The 13850-nt window shown below is 69.9% G+C and carries 15 protein-coding genes and 1 pseudogene; 6 read left to right on the top strand and 10 right to left on the bottom strand.

Going from position 1 to position 13850, the window contains the following annotated elements; translation table 11 throughout:
- Nucleotides 1-31: 31 nt before the first annotated feature.
- The 3 genes and pseudogenes from O159_RS09560 to O159_RS09550 all read left to right on the top strand — a co-directional run bounded on the left by O159_RS09560 (nucleotide 32) and on the right by O159_RS09550 (nucleotide 2873).
- Nucleotides 32-934, top strand: coding sequence for a carbohydrate ABC transporter permease (locus tag O159_RS09560; RefSeq protein ID WP_021755600.1), 903 nt, complete (start codon nucleotides 32-34; stop codon nucleotides 932-934).
- Nucleotides 931-1788: a carbohydrate ABC transporter permease gene (locus O159_RS09555; protein WP_021755599.1), complete on the top strand. Its 858-nt coding sequence runs from the start codon at nucleotides 931-933 to the stop codon at nucleotides 1786-1788. Before O159_RS09560 ends, O159_RS09555 begins: the two co-directional genes overlap by 4 nt.
- 86 nt (nucleotides 1789-1874) lie before the next feature.
- Nucleotides 1875-2873 (top strand): annotated as a pseudogene (locus O159_RS09550) (IS481 family transposase).
- Here O159_RS09550 and O159_RS09545 read toward each other — a convergent pair.
- From O159_RS09545 to fae, 5 genes are read right to left on the bottom strand one after another with little or no spacing between them, the layout of a single operon-like run.
- Entirely contained in the window at nucleotides 2870-3388 is a 519-nt protein-coding gene (locus O159_RS09545) for an FAD-binding oxidoreductase (RefSeq protein WP_021755598.1), read from the bottom strand. The pseudogene O159_RS09550 and the gene O159_RS09545 sit on opposite strands and share 4 nt — an antisense overlap.
- Before the next feature lie 35 nt (nucleotides 3389-3423).
- Complete coding sequence (locus O159_RS09540) at nucleotides 3424-4200, bottom strand: SDR family oxidoreductase (protein WP_021755597.1); 777 nt, start codon at nucleotides 4198-4200, stop codon at nucleotides 3424-3426.
- Nucleotides 4201-4203: 3 nt separating this feature from the next.
- Complete coding sequence (locus tag O159_RS09535) at nucleotides 4204-5688, bottom strand: NAD-dependent succinate-semialdehyde dehydrogenase (protein ID WP_021755596.1); 1485 nt, start codon at nucleotides 5686-5688, stop codon at nucleotides 4204-4206.
- A complete protein-coding gene (locus O159_RS09530; protein ID WP_021755595.1) occupies nucleotides 5685-6647 on the bottom strand; it encodes an NAD(P)-dependent oxidoreductase in 963 nt (320 codons plus the stop codon). Before O159_RS09530 ends, O159_RS09535 begins: the two co-directional genes overlap by 4 nt.
- Nucleotides 6644-7198 (bottom strand): formaldehyde-activating enzyme, encoded by a 555-nt coding sequence (fae, locus tag O159_RS09525; protein ID WP_269078348.1) that lies wholly within the window; start codon nucleotides 7196-7198, stop codon nucleotides 6644-6646. The genes O159_RS09530 and fae overlap by 4 nt, the downstream gene beginning before the upstream one ends.
- Before the next feature lie 70 nt (nucleotides 7199-7268).
- Here fae and O159_RS09520 point away from each other — a divergent pair, with 70 nt between their 5' ends.
- The 3 genes from O159_RS09520 (at nucleotide 7269) to O159_RS09515 (ending at nucleotide 9583) form a co-directional block, all read left to right on the top strand.
- On the top strand, nucleotides 7269-8111 hold the full coding sequence (locus O159_RS09520; RefSeq protein ID WP_021755593.1) for an IclR family transcriptional regulator: 843 nt from the start codon (nucleotides 7269-7271) through the stop codon (nucleotides 8109-8111).
- Nucleotides 8112-8216: 105 nt separating this feature from the next.
- Nucleotides 8217-8435, top strand: coding sequence for a hypothetical protein (locus O159_RS13340; protein WP_021755592.1), 219 nt, complete (start codon nucleotides 8217-8219; stop codon nucleotides 8433-8435).
- On the top strand, nucleotides 8432-9583 hold the full coding sequence (locus O159_RS09515) for an MFS transporter (RefSeq protein ID WP_021755591.1): 1152 nt from the start codon (nucleotides 8432-8434) through the stop codon (nucleotides 9581-9583). The genes O159_RS13340 and O159_RS09515 overlap by 4 nt, the downstream gene beginning before the upstream one ends.
- Nucleotides 9584-9741: 158 nt before the next feature.
- Here the strand turns inward: O159_RS09515 and O159_RS09510 are convergent, their stop codons facing one another.
- The 5 genes from O159_RS09510 to O159_RS09490 form a co-directional block, all read right to left on the bottom strand.
- Nucleotides 9742-10368 carry a DUF4822 domain-containing protein gene (locus O159_RS09510; RefSeq protein WP_021755590.1) on the bottom strand — a complete coding sequence of 209 codons (627 nt, stop codon included), beginning with the start codon at nucleotides 10366-10368 and terminating at the stop codon, nucleotides 9742-9744.
- A gap of 50 nt (nucleotides 10369-10418) precedes the next feature.
- Nucleotides 10419-10880, bottom strand: a complete 462-nt coding sequence (locus tag O159_RS09505) for a DUF4822 domain-containing protein (RefSeq protein ID WP_021755589.1) — start codon at nucleotides 10878-10880, stop codon at nucleotides 10419-10421.
- Between the two features lie 493 nt (nucleotides 10881-11373).
- The gene (locus O159_RS09500; RefSeq protein WP_021755588.1) at nucleotides 11374-12276 is read right to left on the bottom strand and encodes a DsbA family protein; all 903 of its coding nucleotides are present in this window, start codon (nucleotides 12274-12276) and stop codon (nucleotides 11374-11376) included.
- Between the two features lie 397 nt (nucleotides 12277-12673).
- Nucleotides 12674-13225, bottom strand: a complete 552-nt coding sequence (locus O159_RS09495; RefSeq protein ID WP_021755587.1) for an isochorismatase family protein — start codon at nucleotides 13223-13225, stop codon at nucleotides 12674-12676.
- Nucleotides 13226-13271: 46 nt separating this feature from the next.
- Entirely contained in the window at nucleotides 13272-13844 is a 573-nt protein-coding gene (locus O159_RS09490) for a C40 family peptidase (RefSeq protein ID WP_021755586.1), read from the bottom strand.
- Nucleotides 13845-13850 lie beyond the last annotated feature (6 nt).

The following is a 13850-nucleotide window of genomic DNA, read 5'->3' as shown; positions in this document are numbered from 1 at the left end:
CCCGCTCCCAGGCGGTCAGGAGGACTCAGCGATGGCACTACGCACGCAGCGTCGCAGCCGAAGGCGGCGCGGGGCCGGCATCGGTCCGTGGCTCGCGCTGCCGGCGTTCGTGCTCCTGGCGATCTTCGTGTTCCGCCCTCTGCTGCGGACCGTGCAGCTGAGCGCCTACGACAGCGACCTCGTCGGCAACCCGACCCGCTGGGTGGGCTTCGGCAACTACGCACAGCTGATCGCCGACCCGAGCTTCGCGCAGACCGTGGTCGTGTCGATCGTCATCGCCCTGCTCGGTATGGCGCTCGCCACCGGGGGAGCGCTCGTGGCTGTCCTGCTCCTGCGGCGCAGGCTCGCCGGAGGCGGCTTCTTCGCCGTGATCTTCTCGCTGCCGTTCGCCTACTCCGCCGCCTCCGCGTCCGCGGTGTTCGCCGGGTTCTTCTCCCCGACCGTGGGGGTGCTGAACATTCTGCTCGGGTCCGTCGGCATCGACGGGCCCGACTGGGTCAACGACCCGGTGGCCGCCGTGTGGGCGATCGCGATCTCCACCGCCTGGTACGAATTCGGGTTCGCGTTCCTGGTGCTGACCGCCGCTGTGCGCAGCATCGACCCGGAGATCGTCGAGGCGGCGCAGCTGGACGGCAGCGGCTCGTTCCACCTGGCGGGCCGGATACTGATCCCGATGATGCGGCCCAGCATCCTCTTCCTCACTGTCGCCGAGACCATCGCCGGTCTGCAGACCTTCGCGCAGATCCAGATCATCACCGGCGGCGGACCCTCCGGCGGGACCACGAACTTCGTCTACCGGCTGTATCAGCTCGCCTTCGGCAACGGCACCCCGGACTTCGGCCGCGCTTCGGTCATCGCGATTGTGCTGGTCCTCCTCGTCGCGGCGATCACCGCCTCGCAGTTCCGGCTCTTCGGAAGGGAGCGGACCGTATGACCACCACCCGGCGCGGCCAGCGCACCCGGCGCGTCGGCGCGGTCATCCGGTTCACCGTGGTGATCGCCGCGGCCGGGCTGGTCTTCCTGCCGGTGTACGTCTCCATGCTGAGCGCCTTCACCCAGGGCGGCACGATCGCCCGCAACGGTCTCATCCCCAGCCTCGGCGAGGTCATTCTCGACAACTTCCGTCAGGCGATCGACGCCGTCCCGCTGCTGCCGGAGTATCTGGTGAGCATCGCCGTCGTCACGGTGCAGACGCTCGGCAACCTCATCACCGGGTCACTCGCCGCCTACGCTCTCGTCTTCCCGACGTGGCCCGGGCGGCGCATCGCGTTCGCGCTGGTGCTGCTGACCCTCGCCATTCCGGGCGAGGCGCTCGTGATCCCGAACTACGAGTTCGTCAGCGGTCTCGGCCTGCGCGACACGATCATCGGCGTCGTCCTGCCCTATCTCGCGATGGGCTATCCGATCTTCCTGCTGCGCCAGGCCTTCTCAGCGGTCCCGACGGAGCTCTGGGAGGCGGCGCGACTCGACGGAGCCGGCCACCTCCGGACCCTCTTCACGATCATCGTCCCGGCGTGCCGCCCACAGGTGACCACCGCGATCGTCTGGTCCGCCCTCGCCGCCTGGAACGGCTTCTTCTGGCCGCTGCTGATCACCGACTCCGCTGTCGCGCGCACCATCCAGGTCGGCGTGTCCCAGCTGGCCGCTTCCGAGGCCAGCGAACCGTCCGTCATCTTCGCCGGCGCCGTCCTCGTCGTCCTCCCGACGGTCGCGCTGGTGATCGTCGCTCAGCGTTTCCTCGTCAACGGACTCGCCCGAGGCGGTGTGCTGCTCAGGGACGTTGGTTGAGGTGTGACGCGATAGATGGGTGAGGACCTCCCGGTCGAGAGTGGGGCTGTCTAGTTTCCCTGCACTCGATGACTTAGGAGGTCCTCGTGACCCACGCTAATGCTGCTTTGACTCCTCGCGAATGCCTCCGCCTGGCCCGCCAAGTCGTCGACGACGGCTGGTCCGTTGCTGCGGCGGCGACCTACTTCCGAGTGTCCTGACGCACCGCGGACCGATGGGCTCGTCGTTACGTGGAGATGGGCGAGGCGGGAATGCTGGACCGTTCGTCACGGCCGCATCACAGCCCGAACAAGACCCCGCGAAGACTGGTCCGCAAGGTCGTGCATCTGCGGTGGAAGAAGCGGCTGGGACCAGTCGGTATCGGCGCCCAGCTCGGCATGCCCGCCTCGACCGTTCACACGGTCCTCTCCCGGTGCCGGATCAATCGGCCCAGCCACGTCGACGTCCGCACCGGCGAACCCGCCCGCCGCTACGAGCACGAGCATCCCGGATCGATGATCCACGTCGACATCAAGAAACTCGGCAACATCCCCGACGGTGGCGGCTGGCGCTACGTCGGACGTCTCCAGGGAGAGCGGAACAAGGCCATCACCGCGAAGCGGACCGGGAAACACGGGATCACCGGCGACATGATCACCGGCACAGCGTTCGTTCATACCGTCATCGACGATCACTCCCGTGTCGCTTACGCCGAGATCCACGACGACGAAACCGCCGCCACTGCAATCGCTGTTCTGCGTCGAGCGGTCGGCTGGTTCGCCAGCCGTGGCGTCACCGTCGAACAGGTGCTCTCCGACAACGGCTCCGCATACCGCTCATACGCCTGGCGCGACGCTTGCGCCGAGCTCAGCATCCAACCGAAACGCACCCGGCCCTACCATCCGCAGACGAACGGCAAGATCGAACGCTTCCACCGCACCCTCGCCGACGGCTGGGCATACGCCCGGCACTACAACTCCGAATCAGCCCGCCGCAACGCACTCCCGGCCTGGCTGCACTCCTACAATCACCACAGGCCCCACACCGCCATCGGCAGCCAGCCACCCATCAGCAGATTGACCAACGTCCCTGAGAAACACACCTAGAGCGTCGAGAACTGTCCGATCGAGCGCGTCGCCGTGAGGCCGCCGTACTGTGCCAGCGGCTTCGACTGCGGGGAGTGCCCGGTGGTGAGGCCGCGCTCGCGGAGGGTGTCCTCCAGACGCTGAAGGGGGACGCCGCACTGGACGGTGGCCATCATGTCCTGCTCGTCGATTTCGAGAACGGCGTCCATCCGCGAGCCGTCGAGCACGATCGAGTCGGCGACGACGGTCTCGAGGCCGCCCTCCGTCGCGGTGCGGCCGGTGCGGGGGACGACGGCGATGCGGTTCCCGTCGGCGAACCGGAGCACCGCGGCGACCTCCTCGGTCGAGACCGGGAAGGCGATCGCGGCCGGGAACGGCCCGTCGAAGATGCCGTGAACGGCGGTGTACTTCTTGAACCGGTCGACGCTCGCCTCGCGCAGCGCGGTCTCAGCGGTCTCGACCCGGTCGGCGTCGAGCAGCTCGGTCAGCCGCGCGGCGATCTGCTCGCGGGTGAGGGAGGAACGGGAGGCTGGCATGGTCGTTGGTCCTGCTTTCGTGGGGGAGTCGGCGGTCAGCGGAGGAGATAGCCGCCGTCGACCACGAGCGTGTGCCCGGTGACGTAGGCGGCGGCGGGAGAGGCGAGGAAGACGAGCGCGCCCATCAGATCGGCGGGCTCGCCCCAGCGCCCGGCGGGCACGTGCTCGACGGTGCGGGCGTTGGCCGCGGCGTCGGAGCGGGTCTGCGCGGTCAGAGCGGTCGCGAAGTAGCCGGGCGCGATGGCGTTGACCTGGATGCCGTGTTCGCCGAGCTCGTCGGCGTACGCCTTCGTGAAGCCGACGATCCCGGCTTTGGTCGCGGCATACGCCGGCGACTGGCGGCCGCCCAGGAAGGAGAACAGCGACGCGATGTTGACGATCTTGCCGGAACCCTGCGGGATCATCGCTTTCGCGGCGGCGTGGGCGAAGCCGAAGGCGGCGGTGAGGTTCACCGCCACCATCGCGTCCCACTTCTCCCGCCCGAACTCGGTGACATCGCCGAGCAGATTGATGCCGGCCGAGTTGACGAGGATGTCGATGCCTCCGAGCCGCTCGACGCAGGCCGCCACCATCCGCTGCGGCACATCGGTTCCGGTGATGTCCGCTTGGGCGAACTCGTAGCGGCGGCCGTGCCCGGTGACGAGGCGTTCGGTGGTGCCGTCGTCGTCCGCCAGGCTGGGCACGAAGACATCGGACCCGGCGGCGGCCAGGGCCACGCTGAAGGCGCGGCCGAGCCCGCCGTTGCCGCCGGTGACCAGAGCGCGCTTGCCGTTCAGTGAGAACAGCGCGGGCCCGAAGCCCGTGATGTCCACGGCTCACGCCCCTTTCGCGGCGAACGGGTCGGCGATGCCGACGTAGCGGGTCTCCAGGTACTCCTCGATGCCCTCGAAGCCGCCCTCGCGGCCGAGCCCCGACTGTTTGACCCCGCCGAAGGGCGCGGCCGGGTTCGAGACGACGCCGGCGTTCAGGCCGAGCATTCCGGTGTCCAGCCGCTCGGCGAGACGCAGCCCGCGGGCGAGGTCGCGCGTGAACGCGAACGAGACGAGGCCGAACTCGGACGCATTGGCGAGCCGGATGGCTTCTTCCTCGGTGCGGAAGGTCGTCAGCGGCGCGACCGGCCCGAAGATCTCCTCGGCCAGGATGCGGGCGTCGCTCGGCACATCGGTCAGCACCGTGGGCTGGTAGAAGTACCCGGGGCCGTCCACGCGGGAGCCGCCCACGGCGATGCGGGCCCTGTCGGCGACCGCGCCGGCCACGAGCGCCTCGACCTTGTCGCGGGTCGCGGCGTCCACCAGCGGACCCATCGTGACGCCCGGCTCGGTGCCGCGGCCGACCTCGAACGCGGCGATCCGCGCGGCGAATGCCGCCGCGAACTCCGCGGCCACGTCCTCCTGCACGAGGAAGCGGTTGGCGGCCACGCAAGCCTCGCCGCCGTTGCGCATCTTGGCGTGTACAGCGCCGTCGACAGCCGCGGGGATGTCCGCGTCCTCGAAGACGAGGAAGGGCGCGTTCCCGCCGAGCTCCATCGAGACGCGCAGCACCTGGTCGGCAGAGTCGGCGATGAGCCGCCGCCCGACCTCGGTCGAGCCGGTGAACGACAGCTTCCGCAGGCGCGCGTCCTTGATCAGCGGCCCGGTCACCGCTCCCGCCCGCGAGGTCGGGATGACATTGAGCACGCCCTTCGGCAGCCCCGCCTCCTCGAGCACGCTGGTCAGGAGGAGGGCGGTGAGCGGGGTGAGCGCGGCGGGCTTCAGCACCATCGTGCAGCCGGCCGCGATGGCCGGGGCGATCTTGCGCGTGGCCATCGCCAGCGGGAAGTTCCACGGCGTGATGAACAGGCTCGGCCCGACCGGGCGCTTCAGCACGAGCAGGCGGTTCGCGCCGTCCGGGGCGGTCGCGTAGCGGCCGGAGACGCGCACGGCCTCCTCCGAGAACCAGCGCAGGAACTCCGCGCCGTAGGCGACTTCGCCGCGGGCTTCGGCCAGGGGCTTCCCCATCTCGAGCGTCATCGTCAGGGCGAAGTCCTCGGTGCGGGCGGTCACGAGCTCGAAGGCGCGCCGCAGGATCTCGGCGCGCTCGCGGGGAGCGGTGCGCGCCCATCCCGGCTGCGCGGCGTCGGCGGCGGCGAGCGCTGCTTGCCCGTCCGCGGGCGTCGCGTCGGCCACCCGCGCCAGGACGCGCTCGGTCGCCGGGTCGAGGACCTCGAACGCCACCCCGGAGGACGACTCCCGCCACTCGCCGTCGAGGTGGAGGCCGGTGGGGATGCTCGCCAGCAGGGTCTTCTCGCGCTCGGCGGTCATCGTGCGAACTCCTCGGAGACAGGGGCGGAGACGGGTTCGGGCCGCAGGCGCAGTGCGCGCCCGATCAGGTCTTCGTAGAGCTTGAACGGCGCCATCTCTCCAGCGCGGTCGCCGTACTGGGCTCGTCCCCGGCGGAAGATCTGGTCGACGAGCGAGGAGAGCTCTACCGGGACCCCGGCCGAGCGGGCGAGATCGGCGGAGAGCCCGAGATCCTTGCACGCCAGCGCCAGCGCCAGGGCGAAGCCTTCGTCGTAGTCGCCGTCTGCGAGGATCGAGAGCACGTCGTTCTGCAAGAAGTTGCTGTTCGCGGGGCTCGCGACGAGCGCGTCGCGCAGGACGCCGAGATCCACCCCGGCTCGCACGCCGACCGTGAGCACCTCGGCGGTCGCGACCAGGTGCGAGAACCACAGCTGATTGATCATGAGCTTCACGGCGTACCCGGCCCCGTGCCCGCCGACGTGCAGGATGCGCTCAGGGTCCCCCATCGCCTCGAAGACCGGGCGCAGGCGCGCGACATCTTCGCTGTCGCCGCCGATGAAGATCTGCAGGGTGCCGTTGGCGGCGCCGGTGGACATCCCGCTGACCGGCGCGTCCAGGATGCGCAGCCCGCGCCCCGCAGTGGCAGCGCGCACGGCGTCGGCCACCTCGGGGACGGAGGTCGACATGTCGATCCAGGTTCCGTGGTCCCGGATGCCGGCGAGCACACCGTCTGGCCCCTGCACCGCGGCGGCCACATGCTGGGGCGTCGGGAGCATGGTGATCACGAGATCGGAGGCGGCGGCGGTCGCCGCCGCGGTCTCCTCCCACTGCGCGCCGCCGGCGACGAACTCGGCCGCGGACTCCGGGCGGAGGTCGGTCACGACGAGCGGGAAACCGGCGCGCTGCAGGTTGCGGGTCATCCCGCTCCCCATGCTCCCGAGGCCGATGAAGCCGACGGTGGGGAGGGCTCCGCCGGTCATCGGGCGGCCTCCGGCGCTGTGTAGAACGGGTTGGCCGGGCGGTGGCGCGCGTTGAACACCGTCTGCATGTCCGGTCCGCCGGAGACGCCGTTGGCGAGCGCGGTGCGGGTCGCCTCGCGGTTGTTGCGGTAGACGGCGTCGGTGTCGTCCGCGGCCGGGTTCACCCACACGGCGGCGATCACGACCTCCGTGTCGGCCGCCTCGGCCGGGATGACGCCCTCGGCCACCGCGTCGGCCACACCCGCCGCGACACCGGCCTGGGCAGGGCCCCAGATCATCGTGCCGTGCGCGTCGCCCGCAGGGGCGGATTTCGTGACGAAGAGGGTGAGCGGTTTGACCGGCAGCGAGGGCGCCAGCACGGCGACGAAGGGGACGTGACCTGCGCTCGGGGTGGCGAGGGCGCCCGCCCAGGCGGCGCCGGCGGGACCGGAGCGCGCTCCGGCGACCGTGTTGATGTGCGCGGCGTTCACGCCATCTCCGACGAAACTCTCACCGATCCTCAGGGGGGTCCTTTCACTCTGCGTCGAGTGCGCCAGGAGGCGCGGTCTCACCGTAGGGTCAATGATGCCAAAGTGCCACTTCTAGATGCGCGAATGGCAATCGAATGCGTACGCTTGCGCTATGACGACACGGGAGACTCCACGCCGGAACTCCTCGGGGCTCACGCGAGACATCGAGATCCTCGAGCTTCTCGGCAGCGCCGAAGCGGGCGAAGCGGGCCTCGGCGTCGTCCGGGTCGCGCAGCTGACCGGCCGCGACAAGGCCGTGATCTCGCGTTCGCTCGCGACGCTGGCCGACGCCGGCCTGCTGGAGCGCGACGAACGGACGCTCACCTACCGCCTCGGCCCGCGCCTGTACGCGCTCGCCGGGCGCACGGTGGAGGGCCGGCTCGCCCGGGAGGCGCGGCCGGCGCTGCGCAGGATCGTGCAGAACACGCGCGAGACGGCCCATCTCTGCGTCCTCCGCGGCGGCAATGTGCTCACCGTCCTCAGCGAGCTCAGCCCGCACGAATTCCGCACCACCGGCTGGGAAGGGGTCACGACCGCCGCGTGGCGCACGCCGTCGGGGCGGGTGCTCCTCTCCGACTGGAGCCGGGAATCCCTCGCGGAGTGGTACGCGGAGCACGGCAGGGACACCGCGATCGTCGGGCCCCTCCCGCCGACCGTCGGCGGGTTCTCGGTGCTGAGCGCGCCGCCGGCGGCGAAGGCCGTGGTCACCGATCTGTCATCGCTGCACGCCGAGATCGACCGCATCCGCTCGCTGGGCTACGCGCTGCTGGACGAAGAGCTCGAGCTCGGCGTGGTCGGGGCGTCCGCGCCGCTGGTCGATCACACCGGGCGCATCGTCGGGGCACTCAACATCAGCGCCCCGCGCGTGCGAGTCGGCGACCGGTTGGAGAGCCTCGGGCGCTATGTCGCCGCCAGTGCGCGCGACCTCTCCCGCGCGCTCGGCGGCGAGGGATAACGGTTGCCATATCGTCATCTGAACTTTGGCGATCCAAGGACCCTCGCTAGTGTCTGAGCTTATCGCAGCGGCCGCCGCTGCCCTCGACGACGAGAGGTGACGTCCATGTCCTCCCCCGCTCCGACCGGATTCATCGACGCGCAAGCCGCGGCCGGAACCGAGACGATGAACCCCCGGGCCCGGAGGTTCCTGGCGCGTCTCACCGGTGTGACGGCCGGAGGGATGTTCATCGACGGCTACGTTTTCGCCGTCATCGGGGTCACGATCGCCCTGCGGACCTTCCAAGCGGAGCTCGGCGTCGATGCCTTCTGGCTCGGGATATGATCTCCTCCTCCACCCTCATCGGCATCTTCGTCGGCGCTTTCGCCTTCGGATGGCTGACCGACCGCTTCGGCCGCCGCCCGCTCTTCGTCGCCGACCTCATCCTGTTCTCGGGCGCTGCCATTCTGCTGTTCTTCGTGCAGGAGCCCTGGCAGATGTTCGCCCTCGGGATCGCCCTGCGGCTCGCCGTCGGCGCCGACTACGCCATCGGGACGCCGCTGCTGTCGGAGTTCTCGCCGCGCTCCGCCCGCGGACGGCTCGGTTCCACGCTGCAGATCGCATGGAACGTCGGCTACATGGTCGCCTTCTTGATCGGGTTCCTCATCACCTCCTCCCACCCGGACGCCTGGCGGTGGGTCCTGCTCTCGGCCGCCATCCCCGCCATCCTCTGCCTGATCGCCCGGCACGGGCTCCCGGGGTCGCCCCGCTGGCTGCTGAGCAAGGGCCGCGTCGAGGAAGCCGCCGCTGTGCTGGACCGGCTCGGCTGGAGCCTGGAGTCTGGCGACTTCCACGCGGAGGCGGGGGAGCGCACCCGGATCTCGGCCCTCTTCGCGCCGGGTCAGCTCGGGCGCACGGTCTTCGTCTGCGTGTTCTGGCTCTGCCTGGTCATCCCCTACTTCGCGATCATCTTCTTCCAGACTGCGGTGTATGAGGCGCTCGGTCTCTCGAACGCCATCCTGACCGCCCTGCTCGGCACCATCGTCGTTGTGCTCGGAGCCACGCTCGGAACTTTCCTGGTCGACCGGATCGGCCGTCGCCGCCTCCTCATCGTCCCGTCCTGGATCATGGCCGTCGCCCTGCTCATCGTGATCTTCGAGCAGACGCTCCCCGCACCGGTCATCGTCGTCTGCTTCTTCGCCTATCTGTTCTCGTACGGTGTCGCCTCGGTACTGTGCGGGGTCTATCCGATGGAGCTCTTCCCGACCGCTGTCCGCACGACCGGTGTCGGCTTCGCGAGCTCGGTGAGCCGGATCGGCTCGGCGATCGGCACCTTCGTCTTCCCACTCGTCCTCGACTGGAACGTCCCGGTCGCGATGGCGGTGATGGCGGCGGTGTGCGTGACCGGCGCGATCGTCTCGCAGATGTTCGCCCCGGAGACCCGGGGGCGCTCGCTGACCGACGTCGCCTCCGCGGACATCGGACGAGGCTGAACCGGGAATCGGGCGACGCTCCGGGAGTTTGGCCCCGGCTTACCGGCGTTAAACCGCCGCAAGCCGCCTCGATCGGTCGATCGAGACGGCAAGGAGGCTACGGCCTCGGCGCATCCGCACTGCGTGAATCAGTACGGATCGCCCCGAGGCCGCAGAGACTAGTTCGCCTCGCTCGTGCGGCGGAAGACGCGGCGGAGTGCGAGGGCTGCGCCGCCGAGGAGGGCGAGCGCTGCCGCGACGATCCCGGCCACGGTGGCGTCGGCTCCCGTCTTGGCGAGCGCGGTCGTCGCGTTGCCGGCGCTCGTCGTCGCGGGCGGGGCGTCTTCCTCGGCCTCTTCATCCTGGATGGCGCCGACAGCCTGCGGCTCCGAGTGCGTGGTGGGGGTGTGGATGATGTCGAGGTAGACGGCGGGGTTCGCGGCGTCCGGGAACAGGCGGTACGTGAACTCGGCCGAGGTCAGCGTGATGATCGGAACCGTCCGGGTGAACTGCACGGCGCCGGACTCGTCCTTCGCAACCAGCGTGCGAGTGAGACCGGAGGCTCCGTTCTCGACAGACCAGTCCCCGCGCAGGCGCGGAGCGTCATCGAGGTTGTAGATGCTGAAGGTGCCGTCTGCGCGGTAGTACGCCCAGCCGACGGAGTTGACGACCGCCGGGTCGGTGAGCGCGACGTCGTTGCCGTCCTGGTCCTTGGCGCCGGTGGTCTCCCACGCGGTCGAGCTCAGCATCGCGGCGGTGCCGGGCTCGGGGTGAGCGGTCGGCGTGTGGACGACGTCGTAGTACACCGAGGGGTTCGCGGTGTCCGGGGCGAAGCGGTAGGTGAATTCGTTCGCTGTCAGGACAGTGACCGGAACGGTGCGGGTGAGAAGAGGACGTCGCCGGCGGCGTTCTTCGCGACGAGCGTCCGGGTGAGGCCCTCGGGGCCGGTGGCCAGCGACCACTCGCCCTGTGAGCGCGGGGCGTCCTCCAGGCTGTAGATCCTGAACGTGCCGGCAGCGTCGTAGTACGCCCAGCCGACGAAGTTGGCGACGGCGGGGTCGGTGAGCGCCATGGCGTTGCCGTCCTGGTCGCGTGCGGCCGTCGTCTCCCACGCGGTCGACGCCAGCAGGGCGGTGGCGGCCTCGGCGGAGGACGGGGTGTTGGCGCTCGCGGGGGCGATGGACGCGGCGGCGTGCGCAGCGGTCGCCGACGAGGCGGCGAACGCGCTGCCGACGGGCAGGACGGCCAGCGCAGCGGCCGCCACGAGGGAGGTCGAGAGGAGGGCGCTGCGGGTGCGAACGCCGGAGGGGGTTGTCATGATTGTTCCTTAGGGGAAGTATCAGCGTAGGGTCGCAACTAAAATACAAAATTCTCAGATTCCTCACATCGTCCATTTGGGGGGATCTGTCGCGATCGGCCGTTCGGCGCGGCCCTGTGGAGACAGTCGATCGGGTCGGCGTCGCCATCGACGGCCACGACCGCTGTCGCCGGAGCTGTGCGGACTTTCGCGTCGCAGTCCCGGGCGAGCGGCATCGGGACGCATGCCCGCTCGCGACGCTTCGGGACGCCTACGTCGTCTTCACCGGCTCGTGCGCGTGGGGCTCGCGTGGAACGACCATGTTCCTCGCGGGTTTCGAGAAGCTCCTGATGGAGACCGAGGCCGGCGCCCGCTGGGGGATCGGTTCGCCGCAGCGTCCGTCGCAATGCTCGCCGCGCCGGTGGCGGCGGGAACTCTCGTCCTCCCGCTCGCGGGTCCGCCGCGGACGTGTGCCCGCGGCGGACCCCTCACGAAGAGCGGGGGAGAGGGCGGCCTACGGAGCCGCGGTCGGGAAGGTCACCGAGCCGCTGGTCTTCTCCGGCAGAACGGCCGCGATGAAGGCTTTGAACTGCTCGGCGTTCGTGACGCTGCCCTGGTAGCGCTGGCCGTTCACGAACACCGTGGGGGTGCCGAAGCTGCCGGCGGAGCTTCTCAGCTGCGAGTCGGTCGCGGCGGTTTTCGTCTGGTTCGTCACAAAGGTGGCGAAGGTCTGGCTGTTCGTGCAGTCGGTGATCGTTTTCGATTCCACGCCGGTGTCTTTGAAGATCTTCAGGATCTGCGCGTTCGTCAGCCCGGTGCCCGTCTGCTCGCTGGGCTGGTTGGCGAACAACGCCGCATTCACGTCCAGGAACTTGTCCGGCTGCTCGTTCGCCACACACGCCACCGCCGCGGCGGACCGCGTCGAGTACTGCTTGTTCTGGGCGTTGTCGAGGATGGCGACCGGGTGGGTCTCGAGGGTCGCGGTGCCATCGGTGAGCATCTGCTTGATCGTGCCGCCGACGGCCGTTTCGAACTGCTGGCAGATCGGGCACTGGTAGTCGACCCACAGCTGGATGTGCGCCGTCTTGCCGTCGAGCTCCTGCTTCGTCGGCGTCGCTGCGTCGCCCTGCTTGATCGCGGGAGTGGCGACCGCCTTCCCCGGAGCGCTCAGCAGCACTCCGCCGCTCAGCATGTTCTTCGGGTTGGCGACCGAGTTCGACACGGAGACGCTCGAGTAGATCACGATCCCGACGATGGCCAGAACGGCGACGACACCGGCGATCACCGCACTCTGCACGGCCACCTTCCGGCGCTTCGCCTTCTTGGCCGCCGCCTCGCGCATCTGCCGCGCGGTCTCTCGCGCCTCTTCGCGACGGTCGCGCTTGCTCGGACCGGTCGTTCCTCTGCCTGTTGCCACTGAGCTTCATTCCATTCGAACCGTTGACAGGACCTCTGCCGTCGATCGTAGACGGTAAATGCTTTGGATACGCCGTGCGCTCGGGCGCGACTGACACTCCACCGCACCCTCCAAGGGGGAATTGCCGCTGCTCCCAGCCGCTGGCGAGACTCCCTGAAGGGGATCACAGGAGCGAGGGATCAGCGGTGGCGACGGTTCTGCTTTCGCGCTCGTCCAGGCCACTGGCCGGGACGGGGAGCACCTCGGCCGCGCCGGCCACGGCCGCGAGCGACGCGGCTGCCCGTGGCGCTTGGGGAGGTTTCCCCGATGTGTGGGACTCCCCGCGGTTCGACTCTGACTCCTGGTGCGGGCACCCTTGGGGGTGCCCCTATCACGACGACTGCGGATAGCCTGGCCGTCAGCCGAGGCTCACTGTCGCCGCCTCCGCCACCTCGGCCGTGCGTCCCGGCGCGGTGTGGTTGGCCCAGTACAGATTGCTGTGCGCGATCACCAGCTCGGGCGACGGCGCGCCCCATTCGCTGAGGTCCTCGGTGGTGTGAGCGTCGCCCACCAGCGTCACGTCGTAGCCGCGCGCTATGCCGCCGTGGAGGGTGGAGCGGATGCACTCGTCGGTCTGTGAGCCTGTGACGACGAGCCGCCAGACCCCTGCCTCCGCCAGGACCGCCTCGAGGCCGGTCTCCTCGAACGCGTCGGCGTAGCTCTTCGGCACGAGCGCTTCGCCCTCGGCGCGGACGAGCTCCGGAACATATCCCCACTCCTGGCTGCCGTACGCGAGGTGGGCGTCGGAGTGCTGCACCCACACCACCGGCGTCCCCTCCGCGCGGGCGCGCTCGACAAGACGGCGGATGTTCCCGATCACCTCATCGTGCCGGTACGCCCCGCCGATCACGCCGTTCTGCACGTCGATCACGAGGAGCGCCGTGCGTGTTCTGCCCTCGAGCGTCGTCATACGCTTTCCTCCCGAGAGGTGACGCTACTCCACGCCGCTGCGCGTGTCAGCCCGGCAGGATGCGAGTGAAGTGGTGCGGAACGCCCTCCCACACTGTCGAGACCTCGACCGGCCGCCCCTCCGTCGGCGCCTGCACCAGTACGCCCTCGCCGAGGTAGATCGCGATGTGCTCCTCGTCGTTGAACACGACGAGGTCGCCGGGCTGCGCCTGCGCCTCGCTGATCCGGTGCCCGGCGTTGTCCTGGAGGTGGACGAGATGGCCGAGCCGAATGCCGATCTGCGCGTACGCGACCATCACCAGCCCCGAGCAGTCGATGCCCGAGTGGTCGGCGCCGTCGAGGACATACGGATCGCCCAGGTAGCTGAGCGCCGTCGCCACGATCCGCTGGCGGGAGCCTCCGGAGGCGAGGGCCGAGACGATCGCCTCGGCCGCTTGCCTTCCGGCTGACCCGCCCTCGGCGGCGATGACCCCGGCGAGGGCCGAGGCGACCGGGTCGTCGCGGTTCAGGCTGACGGCGGCGACGACGGAGGAGACGGTGAGCTTCTGGGGTGCGAGACGTCCGGCCGCGACCGCCACGACCTCCTGCAGCGGCTGCGCGGAGGCGGGCGGTGCGAGCATGACCCC

It is taken from the genome of Leifsonia xyli subsp. cynodontis DSM 46306, from assembly GCF_000470775.1.
Classification (GTDB): domain Bacteria; phylum Actinomycetota; class Actinomycetes; order Actinomycetales; family Microbacteriaceae; genus Leifsonia; species Leifsonia cynodontis.
The sequence above is the reverse complement of the archived record's forward strand: the minus strand, read 5'-3'. Positions and strand labels throughout refer to the sequence as shown.

Coding starts and splice junctions, on each gene's coding strand:
- O159_RS09505 (WP_021755589.1), bottom strand. CDS start 10,880: ATGACAACCCCCTCCGGCGTTCGCACCCGCAGCGCCCTCCTCTCGACC.
- O159_RS09495 (WP_021755587.1), bottom strand. CDS start 13,225: ATGACGACGCTCGAGGGCAGAACACGCACGGCGCTCCTCGTGATCGAC.
- O159_RS09555 (WP_021755599.1), top strand. CDS start 931: ATGACCACCACCCGGCGCGGCCAGCGCACCCGGCGCGTCGGCGCGGTC.
- O159_RS09535 (WP_021755596.1), bottom strand. CDS start 5,688: ATGACCGCCGAGCGCGAGAAGACCCTGCTGGCGAGCATCCCCACCGGC.
- O159_RS09530 (WP_021755595.1), bottom strand. CDS start 6,647: ATGACCGGCGGAGCCCTCCCCACCGTCGGCTTCATCGGCCTCGGGAGC.
- O159_RS13340 (WP_021755592.1), top strand. CDS start 8,217: ATGTCCTCCCCCGCTCCGACCGGATTCATCGACGCGCAAGCCGCGGCC.
- O159_RS09545 (WP_021755598.1), bottom strand. CDS start 3,388: ATGCCAGCCTCCCGTTCCTCCCTCACCCGCGAGCAGATCGCCGCGCGG.
- O159_RS09490 (WP_021755586.1), bottom strand. CDS start 13,844: ATGCTCGCACCGCCCGCCTCCGCGCAGCCGCTGCAGGAGGTCGTGGCG.
- O159_RS09515 (WP_021755591.1), top strand. CDS start 8,432: ATGATCTCCTCCTCCACCCTCATCGGCATCTTCGTCGGCGCTTTCGCC.
- O159_RS09560 (WP_021755600.1), top strand. CDS start 32: ATGGCACTACGCACGCAGCGTCGCAGCCGAAGGCGGCGCGGGGCCGGC.
- O159_RS09520 (WP_021755593.1), top strand. CDS start 7,269: ATGACGACACGGGAGACTCCACGCCGGAACTCCTCGGGGCTCACGCGA.